General features: G+C 52.6%; 19 protein-coding genes. 4 read left to right on the forward strand and 15 right to left on the reverse strand.

The annotated features are described in order from the left end of the window. Positions 1–62 precede the first annotated feature (62 nt). Positions 63–998, forward strand: a complete 936-nt coding sequence (metR, locus tag LC431_RS24445) for an HTH-type transcriptional regulator MetR (protein ID WP_013577451.1) — start codon at positions 63–65, stop codon at positions 996–998. On the opposite strand, the gene LC431_RS24450 is transcribed toward metR, so the two are convergent. Then, entirely contained in the window at positions 904–1,803 is a 900-nt protein-coding gene (locus LC431_RS24450; protein WP_013577452.1) for a carboxylate/amino acid/amine transporter, read from the reverse strand. The two genes, metR and LC431_RS24450, sit on opposite strands and share 95 nt — an antisense overlap. 213 nt (positions 1,804–2,016) lie before the next feature. On the opposite strand from LC431_RS24450, the gene LC431_RS24455 reads away from it, so the two are divergent. Together LC431_RS24455 and LC431_RS24460 are read left to right on the forward strand one after the other, a co-directional pair. Next, positions 2,017–2,319, forward strand: a complete 303-nt coding sequence (locus tag LC431_RS24455) for a DUF2756 domain-containing protein (RefSeq protein WP_013577453.1) — start codon at positions 2,017–2,019, stop codon at positions 2,317–2,319. A gap of 253 nt (positions 2,320–2,572) precedes the next feature. After that, positions 2,573–3,247, forward strand: a complete 675-nt coding sequence (locus LC431_RS24460; protein ID WP_223510406.1) for a hypothetical protein — start codon at positions 2,573–2,575, stop codon at positions 3,245–3,247. A gap of 51 nt (positions 3,248–3,298) precedes the next feature. Here LC431_RS24460 and ugpQ read toward each other — a convergent pair whose 3' ends face one another. From ugpQ to LC431_RS24530, 14 genes are all read right to left on the reverse strand, one after another. Continuing rightward, complete coding sequence (gene ugpQ, locus LC431_RS24465; protein ID WP_223510407.1) at positions 3,299–4,039, reverse strand: glycerophosphodiester phosphodiesterase; 741 nt, start codon at positions 4,037–4,039, stop codon at positions 3,299–3,301. Positions 4,040–4,041: 2 nt separating this feature from the next. Beyond that, a complete protein-coding gene (locus tag LC431_RS24470) occupies positions 4,042–5,115 on the reverse strand; it encodes a sn-glycerol-3-phosphate import ATP-binding protein UgpC (RefSeq protein ID WP_047607693.1) in 1,074 nt (357 codons plus the stop codon). A 6-nt stretch (positions 5,116–5,121) separates the two neighbouring features. Continuing rightward, complete coding sequence (gene ugpE, locus LC431_RS24475) at positions 5,122–5,967, reverse strand: sn-glycerol-3-phosphate ABC transporter permease UgpE (RefSeq protein ID WP_013577457.1); 846 nt, start codon at positions 5,965–5,967, stop codon at positions 5,122–5,124. Continuing rightward, on the reverse strand, positions 5,964–6,851 hold the full coding sequence (gene ugpA, locus LC431_RS24480; protein WP_013577458.1) for a sn-glycerol-3-phosphate ABC transporter permease UgpA: 888 nt from the start codon (positions 6,849–6,851) through the stop codon (positions 5,964–5,966). The genes ugpE and ugpA overlap by 4 nt, the downstream gene beginning before the upstream one ends. Positions 6,852–7,033: 182 nt before the next feature. Then, positions 7,034–8,347: a sn-glycerol-3-phosphate ABC transporter substrate-binding protein UgpB gene (ugpB, locus tag LC431_RS24485; RefSeq protein WP_013577459.1), complete on the reverse strand. Its 1,314-nt coding sequence runs from the start codon at positions 8,345–8,347 to the stop codon at positions 7,034–7,036. 202 nt (positions 8,348–8,549) lie between these two features. After that, a complete protein-coding gene (locus tag LC431_RS24490; protein ID WP_223510408.1) occupies positions 8,550–9,029 on the reverse strand; it encodes a type VI secretion system tube protein TssD in 480 nt (159 codons plus the stop codon). Positions 9,030–9,044: 15 nt separating this feature from the next. Next, positions 9,045–9,293, reverse strand: a complete 249-nt coding sequence (locus LC431_RS24495) for a hypothetical protein (protein ID WP_121020186.1) — start codon at positions 9,291–9,293, stop codon at positions 9,045–9,047. After that, the gene (locus LC431_RS24500) at positions 9,280–9,894 is read right to left on the reverse strand and encodes a hypothetical protein (RefSeq protein ID WP_223510409.1); all 615 of its coding nucleotides are present in this window, start codon (positions 9,892–9,894) and stop codon (positions 9,280–9,282) included. Before LC431_RS24500 ends, LC431_RS24495 begins: the two co-directional genes overlap by 14 nt. Positions 9,895–10,239: 345 nt before the next feature. Further along, entirely contained in the window at positions 10,240–11,427 is a 1,188-nt protein-coding gene (locus LC431_RS24505) for a PLP-dependent aminotransferase family protein (protein WP_013577463.1), read from the reverse strand. Between the two features lie 131 nt (positions 11,428–11,558). After that, positions 11,559–12,260 carry a high-affinity branched-chain amino acid ABC transporter ATP-binding protein LivF gene (gene livF / locus LC431_RS24510; RefSeq protein ID WP_013577464.1) on the reverse strand — a complete coding sequence of 234 codons (702 nt, stop codon included), beginning with the start codon at positions 12,258–12,260 and terminating at the stop codon, positions 11,559–11,561. A gap of 27 nt (positions 12,261–12,287) precedes the next feature. Next, positions 12,288–13,058 carry a high-affinity branched-chain amino acid ABC transporter ATP-binding protein LivG gene (livG, locus tag LC431_RS24515; RefSeq protein ID WP_013577465.1) on the reverse strand — a complete coding sequence of 257 codons (771 nt, stop codon included), beginning with the start codon at positions 13,056–13,058 and terminating at the stop codon, positions 12,288–12,290. Continuing rightward, entirely contained in the window at positions 13,055–14,344 is a 1,290-nt protein-coding gene (locus LC431_RS24520; RefSeq protein WP_037035404.1) for a high-affinity branched-chain amino acid ABC transporter permease LivM, read from the reverse strand. Before LC431_RS24520 ends, livG begins: the two co-directional genes overlap by 4 nt. Further along, positions 14,341–15,267: a high-affinity branched-chain amino acid ABC transporter permease LivH gene (livH, locus tag LC431_RS24525; RefSeq protein WP_013577467.1), complete on the reverse strand. Its 927-nt coding sequence runs from the start codon at positions 15,265–15,267 to the stop codon at positions 14,341–14,343. Before livH ends, LC431_RS24520 begins: the two co-directional genes overlap by 4 nt. A gap of 162 nt (positions 15,268–15,429) precedes the next feature. Further along, a complete protein-coding gene (locus LC431_RS24530) occupies positions 15,430–16,542 on the reverse strand; it encodes a branched-chain amino acid ABC transporter substrate-binding protein (protein ID WP_013577468.1) in 1,113 nt (370 codons plus the stop codon). Between the two features lie 403 nt (positions 16,543–16,945). Here LC431_RS24530 and panM point away from each other — a divergent pair, with 403 nt between their 5' ends. Next, a complete protein-coding gene (gene panM, locus LC431_RS24535) occupies positions 16,946–17,326 on the forward strand; it encodes an aspartate 1-decarboxylase autocleavage activator PanM (RefSeq protein WP_013577469.1) in 381 nt (126 codons plus the stop codon). Positions 17,327–17,504: the final 178 nt, after the last annotated feature.

The following is a 17,504-nucleotide window of genomic DNA, read 5'->3' on the forward strand; positions in this document are numbered from 1 at the left end:
TAATCCGCAGGTAGTGTATATTCCACAAGCGCAAATTATTCATGACACAGTGAAGGACTCTCATGATCGAACTGAAACACCTGCGAACGTTGCAAGCACTGCGCAACACCGGGTCACTGGCCGCAGCCGCCTCGCAGCTTCATCAGACCCAATCGGCCCTGTCGCACCAGTTCAGTGACCTTGAGCAACGCCTCGGTTTCAGGTTGTTCGTGCGAAAAAGCCAGCCTCTGCGTTTTACCCCGCAGGGCGAAATCATGCTGAATCTGGCAGAACAGGTGCTGCCGCAAATTCAACAGGCATTGCAGGCATGCAATGAGCCGCACCAGACTTCACTGCGTATCGCGATTGAATGCCACAGTTGTATTCAGTGGCTGACGCCTGCACTGGATAACTTCCATCAGAACTGGCCGCAGGTGTTAATGGATTTCAAATCCGGCGTGACGTTCGACCCGCAGCCCGCCCTGCAACAGGGCGAGCTGGACATCGTATTAACCTCTGACATCCTGCCGCGCAGCGGTTTGCACTATTCCCCGATGTTCGATTTTGAAGTGCGTCTGGTGCTGGCACCGGATCATCCGCTGGCGACCAAAACGGTGATCACGCCGGAAGATCTCAGCACTGAAACGCTGATGATTTATCCGGTGCAACGCCAGCGTCTGGATATCTGGCGTCATTTCCTGCAACCGGCAGGCGTCAGCCCGTCACTGAAAAGTGTCGATAACACGTTGTTATTAATTCAGATGGTGTCGGCGAGAATGGGAATTGCAGCGTTACCGCACTGGGTAGTAGAGAGTTTTGAGCGCCAGGGTCTGGTGGTGACCAAAACCCTGGGCGATGGCTTATGGAGCCGCCTGTACGCCGCCGTACGTGACGGCGAACAGCGCCAGCCGGTGACGGAAGCCTTTATTCGTTCGGCGCGGCAGCACGCGTGCGATCATCTGCCGTTTGTGCGCGACGCGGCACGACCCAACGCCGGTGTACCCACAGTGAGGACATAATCACAGCGGCACCGATAATAAAGCTCGGCCAGTGCGGCTGCTGTTGCCAGATGGCCAGGTTAACCAGCAGCCCGGCCGGGACGTGAAAGTTGTTCATAATCCCCAGCGTTCCCGCATCGACCTGCGTCGCACCGTAGTTCCACATGAAATATCCCAGCCCTGAAGCGCCGATCCCCAGCCACACCAGAATGCCCCATTGCAGGTCAGTGGTCGGCAGTTTTTGCGGATTGCCCCACAGGAACCACGCCACCACCGCGCAAAGCAACGCGCCGATATAGAACCAGGAAAACGCCGTGTGCTGTGGCATCGGCCGGGTTTCCATCAGGCGTTTATAGCCCACCTGTCCGATGGCAAAACAGATATTCGCCGCCTGCACCAGTAATAAGCCAATAATGAAATGTTCGCTGATGTGGTCGTAACGGATAATCGCTGCACCCGCCACCGCCAGTAACGCACTGAGCGCATAACCGATGCGGATTTTGCGGCCACTGATCAGGTCATAAATCAGCGTGACGTACAGCGGCGTCATGACCGTAAACAGCAGGAATTCCGGCACAGACAGATACAGGTACGCCTCGAAGCTGATGAGATACATGATCCCGAGCTGCATTGCCCCCACCGCCATATACAACAGAATGGTCGTAAGCTGATGGCCTTTCCAGCGCAGGAACGGCAGGAAAACCAGCGCCGCCAGCCCTAAACGGACTAACACAGAAAATACGCTGTCGACCTGTCCGGCCAGATACACGCCAATCAGGCTGAAGGAAAAAGCCCACAAAATAGTGGTGATTATGAGTAAAGGCACGGCAATTGAGCCCTGTTGTCAGTGATAAGTGTGAAAGATGCACGATTGTAACGGAATGGGGAAAACCACGAAGTGCGAAGGTGGTTTACATCTGTTCAATTATAGAGCAAACGAGAGCAATACCACGCTTTGAGGGAAACGTGCGCTCAAATACCCCGTCCGGGGGCATGATGGCATACACTTAACGTATGACTGGAAACGGAGGATGAACTGATGAAATGTTTATATGGAATGCTCGCCGCGCTGCCGCTGCTGTTTGCCGTTCAGACCGCCAGTGCAGTCGAAAAGGTGCCGAACCCTAACGATCCGTTGCTGACCAATCCGTCGCAACAGCGCATGCAACAACAACAGCAAAACAATCAGCAAATGCAGAAACGTCAGCAGGAGCAGGATTTACGCACCAGCCAGCAACAACAGCAGCTCAAGCTGAAGTCGCAAATCCAGAGCAATCAGCAACGATTGCAGATCCAGCAGAATAATCAAACGCTGGGGCAGAAGCTGAATCAGACACCTTAATATTCCGGGAGGCACTCAGTGCCTCTTAAATTCCTCATCGCCGTAATGCTGTACTGACTATTTACCTCCGGTAATATCACCACCAGAAACAATAAAAATATCCCTCCCCTTGCATTTATTATTAATGCTTTTATTATTCCCGACCGATAAGAATAAAGTCTTTCTGCCCCTGAATCAGCGCGGCTAATAAAACAGGATCCGCACCTGAAGACGCATTAATAGTGTTTTATAAAATTAAAAGGGAAATTATTGCATGAAAGTTTCAACAGGGATTACCGTAGTTGCTGCCAGTTTATTATTATCCGCCTGTGCGACGACCCAATCTGAAAAGATCTCTGCCGCCAATGGCAGCACTATTGGCCTGTACTCAGGCTTTGCCTCGGCAGATATGAATAATAACCGCTCGCCTGATGTGTATTTGCGTGAAGTCACGCCCTCTTACACCGCTGCGGGCGTTGGACTTAATGTCCTGACTTCTGTGCTTGCTGGCGGTATCGCCGTGAATACCTTCAGTAAGGAAAACCTGAAAGGGTCTGAAATCAAAACCCTGCCTGAACCGACGAAAAACTATCTGACACCCCGGGCCAGGCCGCTCATCACAAACTGGCTGCAAAAAAATAGCAACGGCTATCAGTATAAAAACAATCTGAATATTGTGGCTGCACAGTGGTTACTGGTTTATAAAGACCTCTCCAGCGCCAACTCGGACTACGAGTTGCGTTACACCATTAAATTCTATAAAAAGCCTGAAGATGCGAATATGTTCTCCGCATGGGTTATTGCAGAATGTACGCCAACTGTCGTGACCGCCCCGCTTGCTGACTGGCAGGCAAATAACTATGCGCTGGTCACCAAAACCACAGAGAAATATATGGATTCCTGCCTGCTGGAACTGGATAACCAACTCCCGCGCCTGCTCAAACACTGAGTATTCTCAGCGGTAAAATAATTAAGGCGCGGGATCCGCGCCTTATTCCTGTCAGATAAAATCCGGCCCGATCACATCAATCTTATCGGTACAAATACAGTCCACGCCCCAGCCCAGCAATTCGCGGGCACGCGCCGGATTATTCACCGTGTACACCAGAATATGCAGCCCGGCGTCTTTGATGGCTTTAACGCGTTCTTCGTTGAGCAATTTGTGATTAAGATGCAGGGAAACGCATTCCAGTTCGTCAGTCAGCGCTTTCCAGTTTTCGTGCCATTCATCGATCAGCAAGCCACGCGGTAATTCCGGTGCGGCTTTTTTGGCGGCAACCAGCGCGTCGAATTCAAACGAGGAAAGCAACGGCGGAACGGCCTGATCTTTCCACAACTCCCGGGCGGCCAGCGCGACGTCGGTGCCGGTTTTCTCATCGGTTCCGGTGGTGGGTTTGATCTCAATATTCACCATCATGTGATGGCGCGCACAGCGTTCGGCTACCTGCGCCAGCAGCGGTAATTTCTCGCCTTTAAAAACGGCGCTGTACCAGTTACCGGCATCGAGCTTTTCGAGTTTTTCCCACGGCAATTCACCGGCCACGCCCCAGCCGTTGCTGGTGCGGTTCAGGGTATCGTCATGCAACAGGAAGATTTCCCCGCCTTGCGCCAGTTTGGCGTCAAATTCGATCATGGTGTGACCGTATCTGGCGCCCGTGTCGATGGCTGCCAGTGTATTTTCCGGTGCCAGTGCGCCGCCACCACGATGTGCCACAATGCGAGGATATGGCCAGGCTTTCATGTTTATTCCATCCGTAATCCGCTGTGAGTATCGAAAAAGTGTAACGCTTTCGCCGGGAAATCCAAGCGCAACAACGAGCCTGCTGTCGGGAACACTTCATGCGACAAACGCACCACGACACCGCTGTCCGCCAGTTTGCCGTGCGCCAGATTATCCGCGCCCAGCAGTTCCAGCGTATTCAGCACCATCGGGATCCCCTTCTGCGAATCATCAGTCAGATGAATATGTTCAGGACGGATGCCCACTGTCAGTTCGCGTCCTCCCCATTCCGGGCGAGGAACCGGCAGCGGCAGTTCGAATCCGTCTTCCATTACCAGCGATGTACCGTCAGTGGTCAGCTGGCCCGGCAACAAATTCATGGCCGGAGAACCGATAAAGCTGGCGACAAACAGACTTGCCGGACGGCGGTAAACTTCAGACGGCGTACCGATTTGTTCGGCAATGCCTTTGTTCATCACGATCACGCGTTCCGCCAGCGTCATGGCTTCGACCTGATCGTGCGTGACGTACAAACTGGTGGTACGCAAACGGCGGTGAAGCTGTTGCAGTTCAAGGCGCATCTGCACACGCAGTTTAGCGTCGAGATTAGACAGCGGTTCATCAAACAGGAATACCGCCGGTTCACGCACGATAGCGCGTCCCATCGCTACACGCTGACGCTGCCCGCCGGAAAGCTCACGCGGTTTGCGTTTCAGCAACGGGCCGAGTTCAAGAATACGGGCCGCTTCCTCGACGCGGGCGAGGATCTGCGCTTTACCGAAGCCGCGAATTTTCAGGCCATATGCCATGTTGTCGAACACGCTCATATGCGGATACAGCGCATAGTTCTGGAACACCATCGCAATACCGCGATCTTTCGGTTCCAGTTCGGTGACGCGCTGGTCGTTGATATAGATATCACCGGAGGTAGTGCGCTCCAGCCCGGCCACCATACGCAGCAGGGTGGATTTTCCGCAGCCCGACGGCCCGACCATCACGATGAATTCGCCGTCGGCGACATCCAGATCAATACTCTGGATAATCTGGTTTTTGCCGTCGTAGGATTTGGTCACTGCCTGTAATTTCAAATTTGCCATTTCAGTTTACTTCTCACTGTCTACCAGACCGCGCACAAACCAGCGCTGCATCAGGAGCACCACCGCCAGCGGTGGCAATAAGGTCAGGATCATGGCCGCCATCACCTGATTCCATTGGGTCGAGCCGTCGCCGGAGGAAATCATGCTTTTAATCCCCGCCACCGCCGTGCCCATCGAGACATCGCTGGTGATCAGGATCGGCCACAAATATTGGTTCCAGCCATAGATGAAGGTAATGACGAACAGTGCCGCAAGATTGGTTTTCGACAGCGGCAGCACAATGTCCCAGAAGAAGCGCATCGCGCCCGCGCCGTCGATACGCGCCGCCTCCAGCAGCTCATCCGGTAAGGTCATAAAGAACTGGCGGAACAGGAAGGTGGCGGTCGCCGAGGCCATCAGCGGCAACGTCAGGCCGGTGTAACTGTCGAGCATATGCAGATTGGCGATCACCTGGACGGTCGGGAAAATACGCACTTCCACCGGCAGCATCAGCGTCATGAAAATCAGCCAGAAGAACAGGTTACGCAGCGGAAAGCGGAAGTAGACAATGGCGTAAGCCGAGAGCATCGACACCGAAATTTTACCGACGGTGATGACCATCGCCATGATGAAACTGTTGATCAGCATCCGTCCGAATGCCGGACTGCTGTTACCCGCCCCCTGCGTCCAGATCGTGGTAATGTTTTCCCACAAGTGCGTGCCCGGGATCAGCGTCATCGGCACGTCAAAAATCTGTTTGTTGTCCAGCGACGCTGCCACAAACGCGACGTACAGCGGAAAGAGGATCACCAGCACGCCGAGCAGCAGCATGATGTGGCTGAAGATATCCAGCCCTCTGCGGTTTTCAATCATTGATAACGCACCTTACGCTCGACAAAGCGGAACTGAATGAACGTCAGGCCGCAAACCAGCAGCATCAGAATCACGGACTGGGCGGCAGAACTGGACAAGTCCAGACCGGAGAAACCTTCGCGATATACTTTGTAAATCAGGGTGGTGGTCGCCTGCATCGGGCCACCGGCCGTCGCAGCATCAATCACCGGGAAAGTATCGAAGAAGGCGTACACCAGATTGACCACCAGCAGGAAGAAACTGACCGGCGAAATCAGCGGCAATACCAGATTGAAGAAACGGCGAACCGGGCCTGCGCCATCGATAGCCGCTGCTTCCACCAGCGATTTAGGAATCGACTGCAACGCTGCCAGGAAGAACAGGAAGTTGTAACTGACTTGCTTCCAGACCGATGCCAGTACCACCAGGAACATCGCCTGACCGCTGTTTTGCGCGTGGTTCCAGTTGTAGCCTATCGAGCCGAGGAAATGAGTAATCAGGCCCAGACCGGGGCTGAACAAGAACATCCACAAGACGGCGGCCACCGCAGGCGCAACGGCGTATGGCAGGATCATCAGCGTCTGATAAATCCGGCTGCCGCGCACAACGTGATCGACCAGCGCCGCGAAAAACAGCGAAACGGCCAGCCCGATAAACGCCACCATAAAACTGAATTTCAGCGTGGTGTAGAAAGAATCGAGATAGTACGAGTCCTGAAAAAGCTGCACGAAGTTAGTCAGACCGGCAAAGGTACTGGATAAGCCGAACGGATCCAGCGTCTGCACCGAATACCACAGCGCCTGACCGGCAGGCCACAGGAAGAATATCGCGGTGATTAACAGCTGCGGCAAAACCAGCGCGTAGGGCAACCAGCTGCAACCAAAACCGGGACGGTGTGAACTCATGATGGTTTACTCGTTAATATAAAAGACTCCCCGAAAGGGAGCAAACCAGGTTGGTTTTGAATTTGGCTTTTGGCTCCTCCCCCTGCGAAGGGGGAGGTTGGGAGGGGGTTTGGCAAGCGACTGAGTTGTCTTTAATACCCCACCCCAGCCCTCCCCTTCGCAGGGGAGGGAGCAAAACTGGATTACTTAGTAGAAGCTTCGAAGCGACGTAACAGTAAGTTCCCGCGCTGTACTGCAGTGTCTAACGCTTCTTTCGCCGTTTTCTTGCCGCTCCACACGCTTTCCAGCTCTTCATCCAGGATGGTACGGATCTGAGGCATGTTGCCCAGACGCAGACCTTTGGTGAACGGCAACGGTGGCTTGTTCAGCATCTGGCGGGTGGCGACGTCAGAACCCGGGTTCTTCTCGTAGAAGCCTTCTTTCCTGGTCAGCTCATACGCGGCAGTCGTCACCGGCAGATAACCGGTTTTCTGATGCCATTCGGCTGCGATTTCCGGCGTGGTCAGGAATTGCAGGAATTCGGCAACGCCTTTGTAGGTGTCTTTGTCTTTGCCGTTCATCACCCACAGGCTTGCACCGCCGATGATGGCGTTTTGTGGTGCGCCTTTGATATCTGCGTCGTAAGGCATCATGCCTACGCCGTAGTTGAATTTAGAATACTGACGGATGTCAGCCAGTGAACCGGAAGACGCGGTAGTCATCGCGCAATCGCCGTTATAGAACTTGGCGGTGGATTCGTCTTTACGACCAAAATAGGTGAAATCACCTTTCTTGTTCATATCTTCAAGCATCTGGATGTGTTTGATTTGCTCTGGTTTGTTGAATTCCAGAACCGCATCGGTGCCATCGAAGCCGTTGTTTTTGGTGGCGATTGGCAGACCGTGCCAGGCACTGAAGTTCTCGATCTGGATCCAACCCTGCCAGCCGCTGGCGTAACCACATTTCATGCCCGCTTCACGCAATTTCTCGGTGTACGCAGCCATATCCTGCCAGGTTTTCGGCGGCTGATCCGGGTTCAGACCGGCTTTCTTAAAGGCATCTTTGTTGTAATACAGCACCGGCGTGGAGCTGTTGAAAGGCTGAGACAGCAGACGGCCTTTGGAATCGGAGTAATAACCGGAAACGGTCGGCACGAACTGGGAAACGTCTTCTTTAATGCCCGCATCGCTGAACACTTCGTAAACCGGTTTGATGGCTTTGCTGGCCATCATGGTCGCGGTGCCCACTTCGTAAACCTGCAAAATCGCCGGCGCATTACCGGTGCGGTACGCGGCAATACCGGCCGCCAGGCTTTCATCGTATTTGCCTTTGTAGACAGGCATGATTTTGACATCAGGGTGCGTCTGGTTAAAACGGTCCGCCAGCGAGTTCACTTCTTTGCCTAACTCGCCGTCCATAGAGTGCCAGAAAGGGATTTCTGTCACAGCGAAAGCATTGGCGCTGAAAGCCAGCGTCAGCGCGGTGCCAATGACCGTTTTTTTGAGGTTGATGAACATGCCTGTCTCCTGAATTCTGCTGGTGTGCTGCAAGTGCAGCCTGAAGTAAGCCGGGTAGAGTCGGGAGGTAAAATGACACGGAAAAATGACAATAAGGTTACGGGAAAGTTAAGCGGGGATGACAGACAGATGGCAGAAAATGAGGTTCATGCCGGTTAAACGTTAGGAAAAACCGTCCGCAGGACGGCTTATCTTATTAGATTTATGCTACGGTGCGTTCATTCCAACTGTCTTTAAATATTATGTTCCCATCGATATATTTCCATTGAATTGACTCATAGCGCATTTCAATATTTTCCAGATGCGTTCCTGTTCCCGAACCGGGATGAAGGCTAGGAGTAATTCCGGTGATCTTCACATTTTCCATGCGAATGTTGAAATACTCTGCTTCTACACCCGCGTCTAATATGTGATACATCTTAAACTCAGCAGATTTAAGCGTAATTCCCTGACTAATCGTACGGTAAAGTATTGGCGTCGTGCGATCAAATTCCTTTTGAAATAATATCGGTGTATGAATACGCGTACCTGTCAATTTTCCAGTATTTCTATCCGTCGGAACTGTCAGGTGGTGTGAAAGTGACTTCACTTCAATAGAACCCACACGCCCGTGAACATTACAACTTCCGATAACAGGAGAACCATTTTCATCCGTTAACCACAAATAAGCAGGATTAGACATTTTTATTTCCTTAATTTAATGTTTCGGCTTTTTTTTCCTATAGCCTTCTATTTTTCCGATGCACTTTGATACACAGAAGAAACAAACCAGCCATCCTGCGGCATAAACGAATTTCATAGGCCACACAACTGGCAGCATAAGGCTTCCGATTAACCCGCCAACAAAAAGCACAGATTCAAAAAAATCCCATACGTTGACGACGGCAAATATCACCCATTTCGCTGCGCCTTTTGCGACAACAAGAAGCGGTTTATTGTGTGACATGCAGTTTTCGCCCTACAGCATCGATTATCCTGTCAAACGCAGGCTGTCCGCGCGTAGCACCTATGTGCACCGCATCGATGAACGGCTTAACAGCGGGTTCAAAAAGAAAGTAGGTAAGGTCATAATCATGGGGTCGAAGGAGCCAGTAAATCTCCGGTGCTTCGATGGCAAGGCTTTCTGATTTTCTTATTGAGCGCTCACTCATTCCCCCTATAAGCAAAATCATCGTCACCCTGCCAATCCAGTTTTTGGCACTTTGTGCACCGATAAATGACACTCTCGCCAGCACAGCAGCACCAATCACCGCAATAAGTTTCGCGGTAAGTAAACGCCCGGCAATCGAGGATGCCACGCCACGATAGACATTATTTTGTTTGGTCACTGAAGCATATTTATCGAATTCTTTAAATATGATCTCTACCGCATTTGTTATATACTTGTAATTGAGTATGTCATTATGTATTGCTTCAGCCATGCGAAAACGCTGTGTCTGATGTGCAAAACGGGAATCTGTATCAAAATATCCTATGGCCAGGTAACCCATATCTAAAGGAACGGTAAGCGCTCCATTTATTAATCCGGTAATTGTGGCTGGGGACATGATGATATCTGAAATTCTATTTGCAACATCGTCTATATCACTTGAAACGTTATTGATATCTGCCACGATAAACCTCCCTGATTTCGTGTTGACATGACCTTAATACAATAAGGGTTAAATGACCAAGTGTTATAAATTCAATTTTTTTTATTAAATGTGCGGTATACCGTGGAATATCAGGGAGCAATATGAATGAGGTACTGTACCTGCCAGCAACTGCCCCTGGCTGTCTGGCAGATAGAGGTTTACCCTTAAACGACCCCACTTTTTCTGGCGCCAGAGCGACGGAGCAAAAATAAAGCGCCTTGTATAAACAAAGCGCCTTAGATGAGAAATACGGGAAAATTACAGGGCGCGTTTCAAACGGGCGACTGCCTCGTGCATTTGCTCTTCGGTCGCGGTGGCGAATGACAGACGGAAGGTCGAGTGATCCGGATTATCGGCATAGAAGAATTCCCCCGGGACAAACACCACGCCCTGCTCCAGCGTCTTTTTCATCCAGTCAGCGCAGTTACGCGGCTCGCGGAAACGCGCCCACAGGAACATGCCGCCTTTCGGATATTCAAACGTCAGCACATCGCCCAGCTCGCGTTCCAGCAGTCCGGCCATGATCTGGCATTTGTTTTTATACGCCGCACGGATGGTTTCGATCTGCTTCGGCAGACGACCCAGACCGAGATAATATTCCGCAATGGTCTGCGACAGCGCGCTGGCATGCAGATCTGCGGCCTGTTTGATGATGGCGACTTTATGCAGCAACCAGTCTGGCATAATGACCCAGCCCAGACGCAGGCCCGGCGCCAGAATTTTGGAAAACGTTGAGGTATAGATGATGTTATCCGCGTGACCAAACATCGCTTTCGACAGCTCAAACAGCGTCGGCTGGCGTTCGTCGGTGAAACGCAGTTCGCCGTACGGGTCATCTTCGACAATCAGGAATTCGTGCTGTGCTGCCAGTTTCACCAGTTGCTCACGACGGGCACGGCTCAGGGTTACGCCGCTCGGGTTTCCGAACGTTGGCACCAGATACACGCCTTTAATCTTCTGCGTTTTTAGGCGTTCCGCCAGCTCATCAACAATCATGCCGTCGCCATCAGAACCGACGGACAGCAGTTTAGCTTCAGCCAGTTCCAGGGTTTGTAACGCCGCCAGATAGGTCGGGCGCTCCACCACGAAAACATCATCGGGGTTCACCACGGCGCGCATCACCAAGTCCAGCGCCTGCTGGGAGCCTGCAGTGACCACGATATCTTCAGGCTGCGCAACCACACCACGCTCCTGACAAAGCTCAGCAATACGCTCACGCAGCGTATAACTGCCTTCGGTCAGACCATACTGGAATGCATGTTCCGGCTGTTCAGTAATGGCCAGCTGTGTGGCTTCACGCAGGCCGTCGAAATCAAAAAGCGCCGAAGAAGGAATACCACCCGCCAGCGAAATAACGCCTTCCATCTTGCTATGTTTCAGCAATTCCCGGATGGCTGAACTTTTAAGCCTGACCATACGGGCGGCGAGTAAACCTTCTGTGTTCATGACATGTTCCTGATGATGTGCAAAGTTATACGAATGTAAGAGATGTTAATTTATAGACAAAATAAAAACCGCAAAGCGCTTGCCGTGCGGTTTGTTAGATTTAACACAGATTTTTAAAATCCGATGCCAATTTATGCGCCAAGATAGGCCGCACGCACCGCTTCGTTCGCCAGCAATGCCGCACCGGTATCTTCCAGCACCACATGACCATTCTCCAGAACGTAACCACGATCAGCGAGTTTCAGCGCCTGATTGGCGTTTTGCTCGACCAGGAAGATGGTCATTCCTTCTTCGCGCAATTGCTGGATAGTATCGAAAATCTGCTGGATGATGATGGGCGCCAGCCCCAGCGACGGCTCATCGAGCAGCAGCAAACGTGGCTGGCTCATCAGCGCACGGCCAATCGCCAGCATCTGTTGCTCACCGCCGGACATGGTGCCTGACCGCTGCACACGACGCTCTTTCAGGCGCGGGAACAACGTAAACACGCGCTCCAGCCGTTCCTGATACTGATCGCGTGTGGCAAAGAAACCGCCCATCGCCAGATTCTCTTCCACCGTCATGCGTGAGAACACGCGGCGGCCTTCCGGCACAATCGCGATATCGCCACGCATGATTTTGGCGGTCTGCCACTGCGTGATGTCTTTTCCTTCGAAAATAATCGAGCCATTCGTCGCACGTGGTTCGCCACATAAACTGCCAAGTAGTGTGGTTTTACCCGCGCCGTTCGCGCCGATCAGCGTGACGATTTCCCCTTTATTAATACTCAGGCTGACTTCATGCAGCGCCTGAATTTTGCCGTAATGGGCGGATACCTGATTAAATGACAACATCTTGTTCTGTCCCTTAGCCTTCGCCCATTAACCTTCGCCTAAATAGGCGCGGATCACGTCAGGATTATTACGAATTTCAGCCGGTGTGCCTTGTGCCAGCGGCGTGCCCTGATTCACTACGTAGATGCGGTCGGAAATACCCATTACCAGTTTCATGTCGTGCTCAATCAGCAGAACAGACACGTTGTGCTGGTTACGCAATTCGGCAATCAGCTGGTTCAGCTCTTCGGTTTCACGCGGGTTAAGACCGGCAGCCGGTTCGTCGAGCATCAGGATTTCAGGACGCGTCACCATGCAGCGGACAATTTCCAGACGGCGTTGCTGGCCGTAAGCCAGATTACCCGCCTGACGGTTTGCCAGCTCGAGCAATCCGACACGTTCCAGCCAGTCAGCAGCGCGATCCAAAGCATCGGCTTCAGCGCGACGGAAGCCCGGCGTTTTGAACAGCCCAGCCAGCACGCCGCTTTTCAGGTGCTGATGCTGCGCGACCAGCAGGTTTTCGATCACCGTCATTTCACGGAACAGACGCACGTGCTGGAAAGTACGTACCACGCCCATGCGGGCAATTTTCTGCCCCGGTAAACCTTCCAGATGCTGATCACGCAGTTTAATGGTGCCGCCGCTCGGTTTGTAGAAACCGGTCAGGCAGTTAAATACCGTGGTTTTACCGGCACCGTTCGGGCCGATCAGCGAAACAATTTCGCCCTGATTGAGGTTCAGCGCCACATTGTTGACCGCCAGCAGGCCGCCAAAACGCATCATCAACCCTTCAACCGCTAACAGAGGTTGCGTACTCATGCCTTTTCCCCCTGATCTGCGATTTGTTGCTTAGACAGCTTCAGTTTCAGTTGCGGGCGCTTCATCGGCAGTAAGCCCTGCGGACGCCAGATCATCATCAGCACCATTAATGCGCCGAGCAGCAACATGCTGTACTCGTTGAGATCACGCATCAGTTCGCGGGAAACCACCAGCAAAATAGCCGCCAGAATGACTGCAAACTGCGAGCCCATCCCGCCGAGCACGACGATAGCCAGCACGAAGGCGGATTCCGCAAAGGTGAAGGATTCCGGGCTGACAAAGCCCTGACGCGCCGCAAACAGCGTACCGGCAAAACCGGCAAACGCAGCGCTGATGGTGAACGCGGTCAGTTTGATGCGGGTCGGGTTCAGGCCCAGTGAACGGCAGGCAATTTCATCTTCACGCAAGGCTTCCCATGCACGGCCGAGCGGCATACGCAGCAAACGGTTGATGATGAACAATGTGGCGATCACCAGCAACAGCGCCACCATGTACAGGAAAATAATGCGGTCGCTGGGATCATACGTAACATTAAAGAAGTTGCTGAAGGTATCCCAGCCGCCGTCGCGCGGTGTCCGGCTGAATTCCAGCCCGAACAGCGTGGGTTTCGGGATCTGGCTGATGCCGTTCGGTCCGCCGGTCAGTTCGGTATTATTGAGCAGCAGGATGCGGACGATTTCCCCAAAGCCCAGCGTCACAATCGCCAGATAGTCACCGCGCAGCCGCAGAACCGGGAAGCCAAGCAGGAAACCAAACGCCGCCGATACCAGACCGGCCAGCGGTAAGGCTTCCCAGAATCCGATGCCGTAATAGTGATTGAGCAGCGCGTAGGTGTAAGCGCCGATGGCATAAAAGCCGCCGTAACCCAGCACCAGCAGGCCGGACAATCCGACCACCACGTTCAGACCGAGGCCGAGCATTATGTAGATGAGCGTCAGCGTGGCGATATCCACCGTGCCGCGCGAGACGATAAACGGCCAGGCGATAGCGGCGATAATCAGCACCAGCGCCAGCAGTTTTTGTTTCGGCGTCGAGCCATCAAAGCTCGGCAAAACCCAGCCCGGACCCGAGACCTTTTTCAGGCCGCTGCTGACCATCGGGCGGAATAGCTGGAATACGAACACGATGGCGCAGCCGATGGCAATCCACGTCCAGCGCACTTCACCGGCGCCGTTGACCACCAGTTTTGTGCCGTCGAGGCTCAGCTGCAATCCCATGATGAATGCGGCCAGCACCAGCAGGACGAAAGCGGAGACCAGCGCATTTAACAGATTCAGGCGCTTCATACTTTCTCAACCTCCGGACGACCCAGAATACCGGTCGGCAGCACCAGCAACACGACGATCAGCAGTGCAAAGGAAACCACGTCTTTGTATTCGGTGCTCAGATACGCTGAGGTCAGCGCTTCAGCCACGCCCAGAATCAGGCCGCCGATCATCGCCCCCGGAATACTGCCGATCCCACCAAGAACCGCGGCGGTGAAAGCTTTCATACCGGCCATGAAGCCGATATACGGATTGATTACGCCGTAGAACTGGCCGAGCAGAACGCCCGCTACGGCCGCCATTAACGCGCCAATGACGAAGGTTAGCGAAATCACGCGGTCAGTGCTGATCCCCAGCAGGCTGGCCATTTTGAGGTCTTCGGCGCAGGCACGACAGGCACGGCCCATACGCGAATAACGGATGAACAGCGTCAGCGCCAGCATCGCGACAAACGTGACGACCCAGATAATCAGCTGCATGGTGCTGATGGTCGCCGCAAAGCCGTTGGTTTCACCCAGTTTCCACTGACCGGTCACCAGACTCGGTAAGGCGAGATCGCGTGAGCCCTGCGTGAGGCTGACGTAGTTTTGCAGAAAAATTGACATCCCGATGGCAGAAATCAGTGCAATCAACCGCTTGGAGTTACGCACCGGCTTATACGCCACGCGTTCAATACTCCAGCCATAGGCACTGGAAATTACAATCGCGGCGATAAAACCGGCACCGATCAGCAACCAGCTGGCGTCGATACCCATCATCATCAGGGCGGCGATAACAATAAAGGAGACATAACTGCCGATCATATACACCTCGCCGTGGGCGAAGTTGATCATGCCGATAATGCCGTAAACCATGGTGTAACCAATGGCGATCAGCGCATAAGTACTGCCCAACGTGACACCGTTGAACATCTGCTGAATGAAATAGAGGAACTGCTCTGACATACCCTATCCTTATTAATCAAGGGTTTGATAACTTGTGCTACTCCTCCCCCTGCGAAGGGGGAGGTTGGGAGGGGGTTTTGCAAACAACGCCGTTGCCATTACTACCCCACCCCAGCCCTCCCCTTCGCAGGGGAGGGAGCGGAGAACCACTTTGGTGCGGTTTTATTTGATTGGGGTAGACGTGCCGTCTTTATGCCACTCGAAAATACCGAATTCGAATCCTTTCAGGTCACCTTTTGCATCCCAGCTCAGCGGGCCCATCACGGTATCCACTGGCGCTGATTTCAGGTTTTTGGCGATATCTGCCGGTTCCATGCTGCCGCTGCGTTCCATACCGGTAGTCAGCGCCTGCAATGCGGCGTAAGTCGTCCAGACGAACGGACCGGTTGGATCCAGTTTCTTGGCTTTCAGGGCATCCACAATTGGCTGGTTAGCCGGTACCTGATCATAACGTTTTGGCAGGGTCACCAGCATGCCTTCAGAAGCATCACCGGCAATGTTAGACAGTGAGGAGTTGCCCACACCTTCCGGGCCCATGAATTTAGCTGCCAGACCGGCTTGTTTTGACTGACGCAGGATCTGCCCCATTTCCGGGTAATAGCCGCCGAAATAAACGAAATCGACGTTTTCTTTCTTCAGACGCGCCACCAGTGTGGAGAAGTCTTTGTCGCCTGCGGTCACGCCTTCAAACAGGACAACGTTGCCGCCGCCTTTTTTCAGCGCATCCTGTACAGAACGGGCCAGGCCTTCACCGTATTGCTGTTTATCATGCACCACGGCGATACGTTTTGGTTTGATAGTGTCGAGGATGTATTTCGCTGCGGTCGGGCCTTGATCAGAATCCAGGCCAGTAGTGCGCATCACCATTTTATAACCACGGGTGGTCAGGTCAGCGTTAGTCGCCGCCGGGGTGATCATCAGCACGCCTTCATCTTCATAGATGTCGGAAGCGGGCTGAGTGGAAGAAGAACACAGGTGACCGATCACGTAACGAATACCGTCGTTGATCACTTTGTTGGCAACCGCAACGGCTTGTTTCGGATCACAGGCATCGTCATATTCCACGCCAACCAGTTTGTCGCCCTTCACGCCGCCTTTGGCATTGATATCAGCGATCGCTTGTTTTGCCCCCGTAAACTCCATGTCACCGTACTGGGCGACCGGACCTGACATAGCACCGACAATGGCGACTTTGATGTCTTTTGCGAACGCCGCCTGACTCATTGCTAATGCAATACACCCTGCCAGCCAGATCTTACCCTTTGTTACTTTCATCCGATTACCCCGTTCATGTGTGTGTTGTGGTTTGCTCTTTGTTGCCTGTTCAAAACATCATCACTTAGGAAATTTAGTATAAGTAATAACGAGTTACCGGCTTATTTCGTCTTATTTTCGAATAAGACTTTATAATTCATATCATTAAACAGGAATTTTCTTCTGCAAATCAAATAGCACAATCAGAAATATGAGGTGTAAACAGAATTTTATTTGGCTGAAAAGGCGGTGTAGATTTAAACAATCAGTCGTTAACACTGGCTTTATTGATTAAAGCCAACATTTATCGCTTATGCAGAGATCACTAAAAAACTTTTCGACCTGTTACTGTACAAAAAAAGTTACGCCCGATTTCTGGTGGATTCCGCTACACTGACGCTCCCTTTTTCTGACCTTGCGCATCATGAAATTAACTATCCAAAAACTGACGTCGCTCAGCGTGCAGGACCTGATCGACCTGGCAAAAATCTGGCCGGAGCAAACTGAAAGTGACTGGCAAGCCAGCCTGCAAAATAACCGCGCGCTGTTCGCTGCGGTGTTTAATGAACGCATTCTGGGCGCAGTGAAAATCAGGCTCGACGGTAATCAGGCTGAACTGAGTGATTTGCTGGTGCGCGAAGTCACGCGCCGTCGCGGTGTCGGATTGTATCTGATGGAAGATGTGCAGGCGCAACTGCCGCAGGTGGAAAGCTGGACGATGAAAGCGGATCCGGAACCCGTGCTGGATGCATTTATGCTGGCCTGCGGTTTTGTACGTGAAGGCAATGTCTGGAAAAAATCCTGAGCACAGCCTGCCCGCGCGGATTTTCAGTCATAAAAAAAGCGACCCGAAGGTTAATGCCGATCGTTTAAGGATCAGTTGACCGATCCGGTGGCTCGTGTAAAAAGGGTTCATGCTCATCATGGACCCTTTTTAAATGGAACTTTCACAAGCTCTCGGTATTATCAATCTCACTGCCCCC

The sequence above is a fragment of the Rahnella sp. GSA61A genome, assembly GCF_019969905.1.
In the GTDB taxonomy this organism is placed as follows: Bacteria; Pseudomonadota; Gammaproteobacteria; order Enterobacterales; family Enterobacteriaceae; genus Rahnella; species Rahnella aceris.

Excerpts from the sequence above, each read along its gene's own strand:
- livH (WP_013577467.1), bottom strand. The coding sequence starts at position 15,267 with ATGTCAGAGCAGTTCCTCTATTTCATTCAGCAGATGTTCAACGGTGTC.
- LC431_RS24505 (WP_013577463.1), bottom strand. The coding sequence starts at position 11,427 with ATGAACACAGAAGGTTTACTCGCCGCCCGTATGGTCAGGCTTAAAAGT.
- livG (WP_013577465.1), bottom strand. The coding sequence starts at position 13,058 with ATGAGTACGCAACCTCTGTTAGCGGTTGAAGGGTTGATGATGCGTTTT.
- panM (WP_013577469.1), top strand. The coding sequence starts at position 16,946 with ATGAAATTAACTATCCAAAAACTGACGTCGCTCAGCGTGCAGGACCTG.
- metR (WP_013577451.1), top strand. The coding sequence starts at position 63 with ATGATCGAACTGAAACACCTGCGAACGTTGCAAGCACTGCGCAACACC.
- LC431_RS24460 (WP_223510406.1), top strand. The coding sequence starts at position 2,573 with ATGAAAGTTTCAACAGGGATTACCGTAGTTGCTGCCAGTTTATTATTA.
- LC431_RS24490 (WP_223510408.1), bottom strand. The coding sequence starts at position 9,029 with ATGTCTAATCCTGCTTATTTGTGGTTAACGGATGAAAATGGTTCTCCT.
- ugpE (WP_013577457.1), bottom strand. The coding sequence starts at position 5,967 with ATGATTGAAAACCGCAGAGGGCTGGATATCTTCAGCCACATCATGCTG.
- LC431_RS24470 (WP_047607693.1), bottom strand. The coding sequence starts at position 5,115 with ATGGCAAATTTGAAATTACAGGCAGTGACCAAATCCTACGACGGCAAA.
- LC431_RS24500 (WP_223510409.1), bottom strand. The coding sequence starts at position 9,894 with ATGTCCCCAGCCACAATTACCGGATTAATAAATGGAGCGCTTACCGTT.
- LC431_RS24530 (WP_013577468.1), bottom strand. The coding sequence starts at position 16,542 with ATGAAAGTAACAAAGGGTAAGATCTGGCTGGCAGGGTGTATTGCATTA.
- livF (WP_013577464.1), bottom strand. The coding sequence starts at position 12,260 with ATGTTGTCATTTAATCAGGTATCCGCCCATTACGGCAAAATTCAGGCG.
- LC431_RS24495 (WP_121020186.1), bottom strand. The coding sequence starts at position 9,293 with ATGTCACACAATAAACCGCTTCTTGTTGTCGCAAAAGGCGCAGCGAAA.
- LC431_RS24520 (WP_037035404.1), bottom strand. The coding sequence starts at position 14,344 with ATGAAGCGCCTGAATCTGTTAAATGCGCTGGTCTCCGCTTTCGTCCTG.
- LC431_RS24455 (WP_013577453.1), top strand. The coding sequence starts at position 2,017 with ATGAAATGTTTATATGGAATGCTCGCCGCGCTGCCGCTGCTGTTTGCC.
- ugpQ (WP_223510407.1), bottom strand. The coding sequence starts at position 4,039 with ATGAAAGCCTGGCCATATCCTCGCATTGTGGCACATCGTGGTGGCGGC.
- ugpB (WP_013577459.1), bottom strand. The coding sequence starts at position 8,347 with ATGTTCATCAACCTCAAAAAAACGGTCATTGGCACCGCGCTGACGCTG.
- ugpA (WP_013577458.1), bottom strand. The coding sequence starts at position 6,851 with ATGAGTTCACACCGTCCCGGTTTTGGTTGCAGCTGGTTGCCCTACGCG.